General features: G+C 51.0%; 15 protein-coding genes. 13 read left to right on the top strand and 2 right to left on the bottom strand.

Annotated elements, in window-relative coordinates; translation table 11 throughout:
• Window positions 1–2 precede the first annotated feature (2 nt).
• The 9 genes from ACU70B_RS09740 to aroH all read left to right on the top strand — a co-directional run bounded on the left by ACU70B_RS09740 (window position 3) and on the right by aroH (window position 5973).
• Entirely contained in the window at window positions 3–854 is an 852-nt protein-coding gene (locus ACU70B_RS09740; RefSeq protein ID WP_447183351.1) for an HDOD domain-containing protein, read from the top strand.
• Window positions 855–1236: 382 nt separating this feature from the next.
• On the top strand, window positions 1237–1908 hold the full coding sequence (locus ACU70B_RS09735) for a hypothetical protein (RefSeq protein ID WP_447183350.1): 672 nt from the start codon (window positions 1237–1239) through the stop codon (window positions 1906–1908).
• A gap of 13 nt (window positions 1909–1921) precedes the next feature.
• Window positions 1922–2137, top strand: coding sequence for a 4Fe-4S dicluster domain-containing protein (locus ACU70B_RS09730; RefSeq protein WP_447183349.1), 216 nt, complete (start codon window positions 1922–1924; stop codon window positions 2135–2137).
• 4 nt (window positions 2138–2141) lie between these two features.
• A complete protein-coding gene (locus ACU70B_RS09725) occupies window positions 2142–3197 on the top strand; it encodes a 3-methyl-2-oxobutanoate dehydrogenase subunit VorB (RefSeq protein ID WP_447183348.1) in 1056 nt (351 codons plus the stop codon).
• Window positions 3197–3940: a thiamine pyrophosphate-dependent enzyme gene (locus ACU70B_RS09720; RefSeq protein WP_447183347.1), complete on the top strand. Its 744-nt coding sequence runs from the start codon at window positions 3197–3199 to the stop codon at window positions 3938–3940. Before ACU70B_RS09725 ends, ACU70B_RS09720 begins: the two co-directional genes overlap by 1 nt.
• Before the next feature lies 1 nt (window position 3941).
• Window positions 3942–4493, top strand: coding sequence for a 2-oxoacid:ferredoxin oxidoreductase subunit gamma family protein (locus ACU70B_RS09715; protein ID WP_447183346.1), 552 nt, complete (start codon window positions 3942–3944; stop codon window positions 4491–4493).
• 127 nt (window positions 4494–4620) lie between these two features.
• Window positions 4621–5130 (top strand): hypothetical protein, encoded by a 510-nt coding sequence (locus tag ACU70B_RS09710; protein WP_447183345.1) that lies wholly within the window; start codon window positions 4621–4623, stop codon window positions 5128–5130.
• 32 nt (window positions 5131–5162) lie between these two features.
• The gene (locus tag ACU70B_RS09705) at window positions 5163–5579 is read left to right on the top strand and encodes a HutP family protein (protein ID WP_447183344.1); all 417 of its coding nucleotides are present in this window, start codon (window positions 5163–5165) and stop codon (window positions 5577–5579) included.
• 25 nt (window positions 5580–5604) lie between these two features.
• A complete protein-coding gene (gene aroH / locus ACU70B_RS09700) occupies window positions 5605–5973 on the top strand; it encodes a chorismate mutase (RefSeq protein ID WP_447183343.1) in 369 nt (122 codons plus the stop codon).
• On the opposite strand, the gene ACU70B_RS09695 is transcribed toward aroH, so the two are convergent.
• On the bottom strand, window positions 5974–6387 hold the full coding sequence (locus ACU70B_RS09695; protein WP_447185748.1) for a secondary thiamine-phosphate synthase enzyme YjbQ: 414 nt from the start codon (window positions 6385–6387) through the stop codon (window positions 5974–5976). It abuts the gene before it with no gap.
• 266 nt (window positions 6388–6653) lie between these two features.
• Between ACU70B_RS09695 and ACU70B_RS09690 the strand changes: the two genes are divergently transcribed.
• The 3 genes from ACU70B_RS09690 to ACU70B_RS09680 all read left to right on the top strand — a co-directional run bounded on the left by ACU70B_RS09690 (window position 6654) and on the right by ACU70B_RS09680 (window position 10011).
• Window positions 6654–6986 (top strand): metal-sensitive transcriptional regulator, encoded by a 333-nt coding sequence (locus ACU70B_RS09690; protein WP_447183342.1) that lies wholly within the window; start codon window positions 6654–6656, stop codon window positions 6984–6986.
• 29 nt (window positions 6987–7015) lie between these two features.
• Window positions 7016–9736 carry a heavy metal translocating P-type ATPase gene (locus ACU70B_RS09685; RefSeq protein ID WP_447183341.1) on the top strand — a complete coding sequence of 907 codons (2721 nt, stop codon included), beginning with the start codon at window positions 7016–7018 and terminating at the stop codon, window positions 9734–9736.
• 74 nt (window positions 9737–9810) lie between these two features.
• The gene (locus ACU70B_RS09680) at window positions 9811–10011 is read left to right on the top strand and encodes a CopZ family metallochaperone (RefSeq protein WP_447185747.1); all 201 of its coding nucleotides are present in this window, start codon (window positions 9811–9813) and stop codon (window positions 10009–10011) included.
• Here ACU70B_RS09680 and ACU70B_RS09675 read toward each other — a convergent pair.
• Window positions 10008–10862, bottom strand: coding sequence for a carbon-nitrogen hydrolase family protein (locus tag ACU70B_RS09675; RefSeq protein ID WP_447183340.1), 855 nt, complete (start codon window positions 10860–10862; stop codon window positions 10008–10010). The genes ACU70B_RS09680 and ACU70B_RS09675 overlap by 4 nt on opposite strands.
• Before the next feature lie 95 nt (window positions 10863–10957).
• On the opposite strand from ACU70B_RS09675, the gene aroF reads away from it, so the two are divergent.
• Entirely contained in the window at window positions 10958–11794 is an 837-nt protein-coding gene (gene aroF, locus ACU70B_RS09670) for a 3-deoxy-7-phosphoheptulonate synthase (RefSeq protein WP_447183339.1), read from the top strand.
• The last annotated feature ends 132 nt before the right edge of the window (window positions 11795–11926 follow it).

Below are 11926 nucleotides of genomic sequence, written 5' to 3'. Positions count from 1 at the left end.
AAGTGGGAAAAATCAGTGTTGAATCAATCGTGGAAGCGGTAAACGACCTGCCGGCATTGCCTCATGTGGTGGTTCAGGTAATAAAACTTACTGAAGACCCCGATTCCACTGCCCAGGATATAAACCGGGTTTTAAGCCAGGATCAGGCCATAACCGCCCGGGTTCTGAAAATGGCCAACTCTGCCTTTTACGGTTTTCCCCGTCGGATTGGAAGTGTCACTGACGCTATCGTGCTTCTGGGTTTTCGCACCCTGCGCAGTATCGTTATGGCTGCTTCGGTGAGCGACATACTGGTTCAGGAAATGCAGGGCTATGCCCTGGAATACGGGGAATTGTGGCGCCATTCGCAATGTGCTGCCATGGCTGCCCGCCTGATTGCCCGCAGATCAAAGTTTGCCCTCCTGGATCTGGCCTATACCGCCGCACTGCTGCACGACATCGGCAAAGTGATCCTTAACAGCACCATGCAGGAGGCCTACCGTGAGGTGGTAGCCAAGGTTACGGATGACAACATTTCTTTTATCGATGCCGAAGATGAAATATTAGGATTCAACCATGCCCAGGTAGGTGCCCGGGTAGCAGAAAAATGGAACCTCCCGCCGGAAACGGTTGAAGCCATCCAACTCCACCACAGTCCGGATGAGGCTCAAGTTAATAAGCGCCTTACCGCCATAGTCCATCTGGCAGATGCAGTAAGCGTAGCTATGGGAATTGGCATGGGCATAGACGGCATGCTCTACCCGATGTCTGGAGAAGCCATGCAGTTGCTGGGCTTGGATGAGATAGAAATAGAAAATATTATTTCCGAATTAATAGATGTCTTTTGCGACCAACAGATTTTTGAGGTTAAATAGCCCGATCCATCCATGGATTACCTCTTGTCAACCTTTCATATCATGGACATGCCCGTAAGTACAAGCAAGTAAGCAGGCCGTTAAGAGGCACGCAGCCACGTTGATGAGCGCCTTATGCCTCGTGGCCCGTCCGCCTGCATCATGTTTGTGCCAGCCCGCTGATTCGTTGATAGTGAAACTTATATCAATCGGTGCGGAAAACCGCGGGAAAATCCTTCTATGAGGCCTGTCTTGCAGCCATATTGGCCATTGCCTTTCGAGTTTTTTTGACTTTAATCCCTATAACTTAATAAAATTAAATTTTTACCTTGAATTTTTGGTTGATTTTCGTAAGGGACTGTTATACAGTATCCATTAAGAAATTTTTTAAGGGGAAGAGATCTTGGGCAGTCTGGCTATATTTGCCGGAGGTTTTGGCAGTGGTAAAAGTGAGATCGCAGTTAATTTTGCAATCGACATGGCAGGCAAATCGAACCGTACGATATTGGCCGACCTGGATCTGGTCAACCCCTTCTTTGCTTCTCGAGACGCCAGGGAGAAGCTTGCCGAGCAAAACGTCAAACTGATTGCGCCCGGTGGGGACTTAGCTTTCGGAGATGTCCCTAATCTGCCTACGGAAATAATTGCCTTGATGAAGCAGGATAACGACATGCTGATCGACCTGGCAGGCGATGAGGTCGGATCACTGGTTGTCGGCTACCTCAATAAGCTGGTTATACAGCGGGGCAATTATGAATTTTATTTGGTTATTAATCCTTACCGTCCGTTTGCCCGTGATTGGCGAAGTTTGGTGGAACTTAAAAAACTTCTCGAAAGTGCCGGATTGGTTAGATTTACCGGAATAATCAGCAACCCTAATATGGTCGAGGAAACTAACCTGGACCTGGTTCTTGACGGACACCGCAGGGTGGTAGAGTTTGCTGTGAAACTGGAATTGCCAGTGAAATTTTTAACCGTTGGCGAAAGACTGGCGGGTTGTTTACCCCCCGAATTAAAACCTATTGCCAAAAAAATAAACTTGTATTTGCGGCCAAGTTGGTTGCAGGGTTCTTGAGGAGGAATGTAGGATGGCCAAGGGCAGGGTTAGTTTCTTTAATGACAGCTGTAAAGCCTGTGGGCTCTGTATCCATTTTTGTCCCAAAGATGTATTGGATTTTGATGAAGATACTATTAACCCTTTGGGATTCCGGCCCGTTATTGCCGTGAAACCGGAAGCGTGTACGGGATGCGCGATCTGTGCCTTAATGTGTCCGGATTTAGTTATTGAGGTGGAAAAGGGGTGATAGTATGAGTAAAGTTTTGATGAAGGGTAACGAAGCGCTGGCAGAGGGTGCAATTTTAGCCGGCTGCCGGGGCTTTTTCGGCTACCCCATTACACCTTCGAGTGAAATTGCGGAATATATGGCCCGGAAACTGCCCCGGATCGGGGGAGTGTTTATCCAGGCGGAAAGCGAACTGGCCGCGATCAACATGGTCTACGGCGGAGCTTCGGCCGGAGCCCGGGTAATGACCGCCTCCTCCGGACCGGGCTTAAGCTTGAAACAGGAGGGGATTTCCTTCATCGCTGAAGCTGAGCTGCCCTGTCTCATTGTCAATGTTTCTCGCGGCGGTCCGGGTCTGGGAGGGATACAGCCTTCCCAGGGCGATTATTTCCAAGCAACCCGGGGCGGGGGGCACGGGGACTATCATACCCTGGTTCTCGCACCGGCCAGTACCCAGGAAATGATGGATTTTGCCATTAAGGGCTATGAATTGGCAGACCGCTACCGCATACCGGTTGTGATTATGGCCGAAGGTACCCTGGGCAATTTGATGGAACCGGTGGCCCTGAGGGACGAGCAAACCGATTTTCCGGAAAAGCCGTGGGCAACCAACGGATGCCGGGGGAGAAAGCCTAACATTGTCAATACCTTGCACCTTCCGGCCGAAGAGTTGGAAGCAAGAAACCGGCATCTCTTCCGAAAATATAAAGATATAGCCCAAAATGAGAAGCGGGCTGAAACCTTTATGGTTGAAGACGCCGATATAGTCGTAGTGGCTTTTGGCCTGCTGGCCCGGGTGATCAAACGCTCGGTGGTGGAAGCCCGTAAAAGAGGAGTCAAAGCGGGATTGATTCGCCCCATAACCTTGTGGCCGTTCCCGGACGAACATATTAAAGAGGCAGCTAACACCTGCAAGGTGATGCTGGCGGTCGAAATCAATATGGGGCAGATGATTCAGGATATCAGGCTGGCGGTAGAAGGCAGAATCCCAGTCGAATTCTATGGGCGTATAGGAATCCTTCCCAATCCCGAGGAGGTTACCCGGGAGATTCTGGCCGTAGCAGAAAGGAAGGGATTCTAATGGCAACTGTATTTAAAAGACCGGAAAGCCTGACTGATGCTAAATTTCACTATTGTCCCGGATGTACCCATGGAATAATCCATCGTTTAATAGCTGAATGCATGGATGAAATGAATATAAGGGAAAAAACCATTGGTATTTGCCCGGTAGGGTGTTCGGTTCTCGCTTATGATTACTTCAACTGCGATATGCTGGAAGCAGCTCATGGCCGGGCTCCGGCTATAGCGACAGCTATCAAGCGGCTGCTGCCGGACCGTTTCCTGTTTACTTATCAGGGTGACGGCGACCTGGCCTCCATAGGCATGGCGGAGATAGTGCACGCCTCCTTACGCGGCGAGAAGATCAGCGTGTTCTTTATAAACAACACCCTCTATGGTATGACGGGCGGGCAGATGGCCCCCACGACCCTTATCGGCCAGGTAGCCACCACTTGTCCTTATGGCCGTAAAGTGGAGAACGAGGGTTACCCGGCTAAAATGGCCGAGCTTCTGGCAGGAAATGAAGGTTCTGCCTATATCAGCCGGGTGGCAGTTAACACCCCGGCCAATGTGATGAAGGCCAAAAAGGCTGTTAAAAAGGCTTTTGAAACCCAAGCTCGGGGGCTGGGCTTCTCGATGGTGGAAATATTATCAACTTGTCCCACCAATTGGGGACTTAACCCGATAGATGCCATGAAATGGATGGAAGAAAATATGATTCCCAATTACCCCCTGGGTGAGTTTAAGGTCAAGGAGGACAGGTAGCATGGAAGACGAAAAACAGATTCTGATAGCAGGGTTCGGCGGCCAGGGAGTATTGTCCATGGGGCAGTTTATAGCCTATGCTGCTATGAGCGAGGGGAAACATGTTTCCTGGGTTCCATCTTATGGAGCGGAAATGCGCGGCGGTACGGCCAACTGTCTGGTGACCATATCCAGCGAGGAGATCAATTCCCCCTTGACGGAAAACCCGTTCATGGCGGTAGTGCTGAACCGTCCTTCGCTGGATAAATTCGAAAATCGGGTGAAACCCAATGGGTGGCTGATCATCAATTCCTCCATGGTAGACCGGGATCCCGAGCGAAAAGACGTAACGGTCTTAAAACTGCCGGTCAATGAACTGGCAGAAGAATTAGGCAACATTAGGGGGGCCAACATGATTCTGCTGGGAGCTTACCTGCAGAAAACCGGGGTGGTAAAGGTGGAGGATGCCGTCGGCCTGTTTGAGGTCATTTATAAAGGCAAAAAACCCCAAATCATCCAAAAGAACCGCGAAGCCTTTCTGGCTGGGGTGGAATGGGCGAAAAAAAACTGGTAAATGGTTAAGGTCAGGTCACAACAGGCACGAAACGCTTCCGTACCTGTCGTGGCCTGACCTATTTTAACAACATGGATAATCTCTCCTGCGGAGGCATAAGATAGAGGAGAAATAACTCCCGGGGGAGATGATTGCCTTTAGGAAGATTATAGACAGAGTGGAAAAATACCTTATACGCACTATTCTCATGAGTCTGCTGGTGATTGTGGTAGTGCAGGGGATAATGACCCATGACCCCTTACGGCTGTACCTGAGCTGGAGTGAAAGGATGGAAGGGCAAGTGGTGGAGTATCCTGTAGCCGGGGATGCGGCGGGAAATGCCGGGAACAAGCAGCAGACCGATGTCCTTAAGGCTCGATCCCCCCAAACCGGGATAATAATAACCGTTGAAGACTTCTCCTCTTTGCCGCGAACCGTCGTACTGGTTAACGGCAGTGAAAAGGCCCGATTCCAAAACAAAGAGGTAAAACTCCTGCTGCAAGCCGGAGATGTGCTGGAGATAGACTCCCGTGCCTATAGCTTTCCGGTAAAGTATAAAATAAAAAATACTTCTGCCAATCTGTCTTTCCCTGAAGGGGGGACTGTGTATACAGCCAATCAAGGCATAGTAATGATTGGCAAAATTATAGTAAAATAGAGTTACAGTCTATAACAAAGGTGGAATCGGCGATGGAAGCAGGCAGTAAAATAGTGGCTACGGCTGCAATAAAGATGGCGCTTACCTCGACTCGACAGGAAGAAAGCCACTTAAAGAAGGTATTGCTGGAGGAGCAAGCCGTAAGGGCAGTTGCGGTTGATTATGGCGGAGAATTCATCAGTTCAGTGGGTAAGATCGTAGAACGGGCCGTAGTGGCAGCTAAAAGGGAAGGGGTTATAAAGGACAGCCATGCTGACGAAGGCGCGGTAGCCGGTGCCGCCCGGGAAGCTATTGCTCAGATTATGCCCAAAGCCCTGGGCTTGAATGTGGGTGGCAAGATTGGCATCGCCCGCCACCATGACCATGTGAGTGTGGCCATATTTATGGGTATTGGCCTGCTGCACCTGGATGAAGTTGCTATCGGTCTGGGCCACCGGGCAGTAGCTTAATAATTGTGTTAGTGGTGAATTGAGCATGATAATGAGGGGAATCCGGGGAGCTACAACGGTAACAGAGGACAGCGTAGAGGAGATTATGAAGGCAACACGGGAGCTGCTGCAACTGATGCAAGAGGAGAATGACTTTGCCATCGGTGATGTTGCCAGCGCTCTTTTTACGGTAACCTCCGACCTGAGGTCAGTTTTCCCGGCCGCTGCAGCCCGGTCTATTGGCTGGGACAAGGTGCCTTTGATGTGTTTTCAGGAAATTGAAGTACCCGGTTCCCTCCCCCTCTGTATCCGGGTAATGGTGCATGTGAACACCGATAAAAGCCAGCAGGAGATAAAACATATTTACCTCAGGGAAGCCCGCAATCTCAGACAGGATCTAATAGAAGGCGATTAATTATTCTCCCATTACCTTAATGATCAACCTTTTCTTTCTTCTGCCATCGAATTCGGCATAGAATATCTGCTGCCACGGTCCCAAATCCAGGTCGCCTGCAGTAATTGGCACTATTATCTGATGATGAACCAGCAGGCTTTTCAGATGGGCATCTCCGTTGTCCTCACCGGTATGGTGGTGCAGGTAATCGGGACCCAGCGGGGCAATGGACTCCAGCATGTTATCGATGTCGCTAAGTATACCCGCTTCGTTATCATTAACAAAAACCCCGGCACTGATATGCATGGCACTTACCAGGAGCATGCCTTCCTTGATACCGCTCTTTTGGCAGACCTCCCTTACCTTGTCCGTAATACGAATATACTCCCGCCTCTTTTCAGTATGGAACCAAAGATATTCGGTATGAAACTTCATAATAACCTCCGTTATAATTAATCGATTTGTCCTGAGTGTTTTCTTATTATTATAATCGTTAAGCAGTTTATCGGCATACACTGTGCAATTTTTTTCACCGGTTTCCGCAGGCATTCTGCACCCTCCTCGGATTCTGGCCTTCCTGGCGGCGTGGCGGACAGAGAACCGTCCTCATCAACGCATCAATAAAAAAATATTGACATGTACTATAGGGTGGTACACTATATTTATATAATCATCTTCCAAAAATAATAGGCGGTGATCATATGGACGAGATAAAGAACTCCTGCCCCGGTTGTCAGGAAGGCTCGGAGGATGGGGGACGGCTTAGCCATCACAGTGAAAAAACCATCCGCGAACTGGTCGGCCGAATGAACCGGATAGAGGGGCAGATTCGCGGTATCAAGGGTATGATTGAGCGGCATGTGTATTGCGATGATATTTTGAACCAGATTGCCTCCGCTCAGTCCGCTCTCTATGGAGTTTCCAAGCTGTTGCTGGAAAAGCATATGAAGTCCTGCGTCATGGAACAGCTTCAGGCCGGTGATGAGGAAGTTATCGACGAAGTTGTAAAGACTATCTTTAAACTGATTAAATAGGGTGCTTGCATCCGTTTTGGGAGGTTGCTATGGCGGATAGGCCGAAAAATATGGCTCGGGCTGAGATGGAGATTCCCGTTTATGGTATGTCTTGCCAGCATTGTGTGCGGCGGGTAAGCGAAGCTCTGAAAAAACTGCCGGGCGTGGCAGAGGTGCAGGTATCTTTGGCGGGCTCCAAGGCCAGTTTGCGCTTTGATCCGGGGCAGTTTGACAGATCCGCGCTGCGGGCAGCGATTGAGGAAGCGGGATATTCTACCCGGCCCCTTCCCGGCCAAGACGCGGATGAATCCCCGGCAGAAAGCGGCGGCATGGTACCGGAGGGGGAACCCAGCCTGGACGCCGGGCAAAAAAAGCGGTTCAAAATTAGTGGCATGACCTGTGCCAATTGTGCCTTGACGATAGAAAAGGGCCTGGAAAAGATGGAGGGCGTCAGGTCGGCCCGCGTTAATTTTGCTTCCGAGAAATTGATTCTGGAATTGGACGGCTCCAAAGCCAGTGAAGAGGAGATCCTGGCCAGGATTAAAGACCTGGGCTACAGAGCCCGAAGCGAAGATGGCGAAGGCGGCAGACAGCAGTTTAAGGTAAGCGGGATGACCTGCGGCAACTGTGCTTTGACCATTGAGAAGAAGCTTAAAGGAACTCCCGGCGTCAGAATGGCCTCCGTGAACTTTGCCAGCGAGACGGTTACGGTGGAGTATGATCCCGGGACGATCAATATCAGCGATATTTTCGGGAAAGTCAGGGACGCGGGCTATATTCCCCTGGATAGCGGGGACGAAAATGAGAACGATCTTGACGCGCTGCGGCAGCGCAACTGGCTCATCTTCAGCGCTATTCTTTCTTTACCTATCATGCCTCTCATGTATCTCCCCATGTCCAGACCGGTGATGTATACGATTTTTGCTCTGGCTACCGTCGTGCAGTTTACGGCGGGCTGGATTTTTTACCGCGGCGCTTACCACGCCCTGAAAAACCGCTCGGCCAATATGGATGTCCTGGTAGCCATGGGCATCACCGCTTCTTATGGCTATAGTGTGATGACGGCCCTTAATATGTGGTTCCCCGGCCTCTTCTTTGCAGGTCCGACCTTCTTCGATACCTCAGCTTTGCTGATTACTTTTGTACGTTTCGGAAAATATCTGGAGGCCAAGGCGAAGGGGAGGGCCGGTCAGGCCTTAAAACGCCTGCTGGAACTTCAGGCCGATAAGGCGCGTCTGCTGGTCAACGGGGAAGAAAGGGAAGTCGCTGCGGCTGACCTTAAAACCGGCGATGTGGTTCTGGTCAAACCCGGAGAAAGGATACCGATGGACGGTGAAATCATTGCCGGAGAGGCCAGCATCGACGAAGCCATGCTGACCGGGGAGTCCATCCCGGTCGATAAAGGCGTCGGCGACCCGGTGGTCGGAGCTACCATTAATCGTTCCGGCAGTATCAAGGTCAAAACCACCAGGACCGGTAAAGATACGGTGCTTTCCGGTATTATCAAGATGGTGGAAGAAGCTCAGGGGGTTAAACCGCCCATCCAGCGTCTGGCCGACCTCATTGCCAATTATTTTGTCCCTGCGGTGGTAACCCTGGCTCTGATCACTTTCTTCATCTGGTATGGGGCTCTGCACAGCACTTTTGTTTTTGCCTTTACGGCAGCCGTTGCGGTTTTGGTTATCGCCTGTCCCTGTGCCCTGGGGCTGGCCACTCCGACGGCGATCATGGTGGGCAGCGGCGTCGGTCTTAACCGCGGCCTCCTTTTCAAATCGGCGGCAGTGCTGGAAGCCGTCTCCGGCATCCAGGCCATCGGCTTTGACAAGACCGGGACGCTCACTAAAGGCGCTCCCGAGGTCACGGATATCATAGCGGCTGCCCCTTATCAGGAAAAAGATATCCTGCAAATAGCGGCCGCCGGGGAAAATCCCTCCATACATCCCCTGGCCCAGGCGATCACGGCTCGGGCGCGGAAGGAAAACCTGGAAATAGCCGAAGTCGAAGATTATCATGAGGAGAGCGGCCACGGAACAGCCTGCTCCTACCGGGGAAAAAGCCTGCTGATCGGCAATATGAAACACATGCGTAAACACGGAGTCGATCTTGACGGTATTGAGCAAGATTTTCAACGCCTGGCCGGGGAGGGGAAGACAACCATGCTGGTCGCTCTTGACGGCCGCAGCATCGGCTTAATTGCCCTGGCCGACGTCCTTAAAGAGAGCACTCGGGAAGCGGTTCAGCGATTGCATGGACTGGGCCTGAAAACCTTCATGGTCACCGGGGATAATAAAAAAGTAGCTCAGGTTGTGGGGGAAGAAGCCGGCATTGACGAGATAGATGCCGAGGTTCTGCCCCAGGATAAGATCAACATTGTCAGAAAATATCAGGACCAAGGGCTGAAAGTGGCTATGGTGGGCGACGGGATCAACGATGCTCCCGCTCTGGCCCAGGCGGACATCGGGATTGCTATCGGTTCCGGAACCGATGTGGCCAAGGAAACCGGCGATATCATTTTAGTGCGTAACGACCTGCTGGATGTGGAAAGGGCCATCCGGCTGGGAAGAAAAACATTGGGCAAAATTAAGCAAAACCTCTTCTGGGCTTTGATTTACAACGTCGTCGGAATTCCGGTGGCGGCCGGCGTCCTCTACCCTTTGACCGGAAAACTCCTGCCGCCGGAATGGGCCGGGCTGGCTATGGCCTTTTCCTCGGTTTCGGTGGTGACCAATTCCTTGCTCCTTAATGGGTATGGCAAGAAATTGATGGACTGAGCCGGGTTCTTTGACGGCGGTTCCTGGGCCGCTGGGGAAAGCTTGAACCGATTCTGCCAAGGGAGGTGAAAATGATGAGTGAAACGGTGCTTAAGATCGAAGGCATGACCTGCAATCATTGCAAAATGGCGGTGGAAAAAGCCCTGAAAGGAGTAGCGGGGGTAGCCGAGGCTAAAGTGGACCTGGACAAAAAAGAAGCCGTAGTTGCCGGTTCGCCGAATCGGACGGCTCTGGTGCAAGCCGTTGACAAGGCCGGATTCAAAGTGGTGGGTTAGGGCTTGTCATATTCGGGGTTTGGTTTCCGGTAACTTAGCTGATACACGTCCGGGCGGCGGTGTTGCAGCAGGGGCAGCTCCTGGCGGATTTGCTGCAGCAGCTTGAAATCCAGGTCAGCATATACGATGTTCTCTGTTTCTCCGGCCTCAGCCACAATCCTGCCCCAGGGGTCAACCGCCATGGAATGCCCCCAGACCTGATAGGAGGACTCAGGGTTTCGTGCCGGCGATGCCGCAACTACATAGCACTGGTTGTCTACCGCCCGGCTGCGCATCAGCATATCCCAGTGGTCTTGACCGGTGGCGGCAGTAAAAGCTGCCGGTATAACCAGCAACTCGGCGCCTTCCAATGCCATAGCCCGGCTGAGTTCATTAAAACGGCAATCATAACATATCATTAACCCGAAGCACAGCTTATTATGTCTGACAACGGTAATATTGTCTCCGGCGTGCAGGGTATCTGATTCTCTTACGGCAACTTTGCCCGGCAGGTCAATATCAAACAAATGGATTTTGCGATGGCGGGCCAGCAAATTTCCGGTTTCATCAAAGACAAAACTGCTGTTGTAAAGCTTGCCGGAGATGTCCTGCTCTATGATTGAACCTCCTACCAAGAGCACCCTCTTTTCCCGCGCCAGGCGGGCCAGCATTTCAGTGGTCGGGCCGGGATAAGGCTCGGCGTACTTAGGAAACAGTGCGGTCTGGTAAGGAGAATTAAACACTTCGGGTAAAACTACCATCTCCGCTCCCTGCCGGTGGGCCTGGATTATCATAGCTTGAGCCTTGCCAAGATTGGTCTCTTTATCATCGGTCACCGGCATCTGAATAATGCCTACCCTAAAGCAATGCATATTTTTCTCCTCGCATAAAGCAGCTTGTTTCTTGATGATAATATAACATAAAATATTTACAGGGAATAAAAATGATCCGGGGTTGTGGAGGATAAATGATGCAACCATTTAGAATGGCTTCCAGGGAAGACCGGGAGGGCGATACCCTGATACAGATAAGTACCGCACCCAGAAAGGTTACCGTGGGGGAAGGCTATTGTACGATTATTGCCGGACCCTGTGCGGTGGAATGCAAGGAATCCTATATCGATATGGCCGTATTCCTTAAGGCTGCGGGCGCCCATATACTGAGGGGCGGTTTGTTTAAACCGCGTACTTCGCCCTACTCTTTTAAAGGTCTGGGGGGCCCGGGAATAAATATTATAAAAGAAGCCCGGGAGATAACGGGACTGCCGGTTGTTACCGAAATCATGGATGTTCGCGACCTGGATATCTTATACGATAGCATCGACATACTGCAGGTAGGCAGCAGGAATATGCAGAATTTTTCCCTCCTGGAAGAACTGAGCAAATTGGACAAACCCATCTTGCTTAAGCGGGGTCTTTCGGCCACCATTGAGGAATGGCTGCTGGCGGCGGAATATGTTCTGAACGGAGGCAACGAAAAAGTCATCCTCTGCGAACGAGGAATCAGAACTTTTGAGCCCTATACCCGCAATACCGTGGATATTGGTGCGGTTCCTCTAATCAAACGCCTTTCCCATCTGCCGATAATTGTAGACCCCAGCCACGCTACCGGAAAGTGGCATATGGTAACACCGATAGCCAAGGCAGCAATAGCTGCCGGAGCTGATGGAGTAATGGTAGAAGTACATCAAAATCCTGATTATGCCTTGTCTGATGGCAAGCAGTCGCTTACTCCCGACAATTTCCGCGGAATGCTGAGACAGGTTACCGATATAGCCTGCCTGGAAGGTAAGATCGTGATTTAAAATAACGTATGATGTTTTTCTAAACCCTTCCGAATGATGTATGGGAACTCTTGTTGCGGCATTAATTGCTCTACTGCGAACAGCAGGGCAAAAGAAGGAGGAGTTATGGAGAAAGAACAACGGAAGGTATAA

It is taken from the genome of Syntrophomonas curvata, from assembly GCF_052976825.1.
This window is presented reverse-complemented; position numbering and strand designations above follow the sequence as displayed.

Bases quoted from the DNA above. Each gene is read 5' to 3' on its own strand.
- aroH (WP_447183343.1), top strand. From the start codon at position 5,605: ATGATAATGAGGGGAATCCGGGGAGCTACAACGGTAACAGAGGACAGC.
- ACU70B_RS09690 (WP_447183342.1), top strand. From the start codon at position 6,654: ATGGACGAGATAAAGAACTCCTGCCCCGGTTGTCAGGAAGGCTCGGAG.
- ACU70B_RS09685 (WP_447183341.1), top strand. From the start codon at position 7,016: ATGGCGGATAGGCCGAAAAATATGGCTCGGGCTGAGATGGAGATTCCC.
- ACU70B_RS09710 (WP_447183345.1), top strand. From the start codon at position 4,621: ATGATTGCCTTTAGGAAGATTATAGACAGAGTGGAAAAATACCTTATA.
- ACU70B_RS09675 (WP_447183340.1), bottom strand. From the start codon at position 10,862: ATGCATTGCTTTAGGGTAGGCATTATTCAGATGCCGGTGACCGATGAT.
- ACU70B_RS09725 (WP_447183348.1), top strand. From the start codon at position 2,142: ATGAGTAAAGTTTTGATGAAGGGTAACGAAGCGCTGGCAGAGGGTGCA.
- ACU70B_RS09715 (WP_447183346.1), top strand. From the start codon at position 3,942: ATGGAAGACGAAAAACAGATTCTGATAGCAGGGTTCGGCGGCCAGGGA.
- ACU70B_RS09720 (WP_447183347.1), top strand. From the start codon at position 3,197: ATGGCAACTGTATTTAAAAGACCGGAAAGCCTGACTGATGCTAAATTT.
- ACU70B_RS09705 (WP_447183344.1), top strand. From the start codon at position 5,163: ATGGAAGCAGGCAGTAAAATAGTGGCTACGGCTGCAATAAAGATGGCG.
- aroF (WP_447183339.1), top strand. From the start codon at position 10,958: ATGATGCAACCATTTAGAATGGCTTCCAGGGAAGACCGGGAGGGCGAT.
- ACU70B_RS09695 (WP_447185748.1), bottom strand. From the start codon at position 6,387: ATGAAGTTTCATACCGAATATCTTTGGTTCCATACTGAAAAGAGGCGG.
- ACU70B_RS09730 (WP_447183349.1), top strand. From the start codon at position 1,922: ATGGCCAAGGGCAGGGTTAGTTTCTTTAATGACAGCTGTAAAGCCTGT.
- ACU70B_RS09680 (WP_447185747.1), top strand. From the start codon at position 9,811: ATGAGTGAAACGGTGCTTAAGATCGAAGGCATGACCTGCAATCATTGC.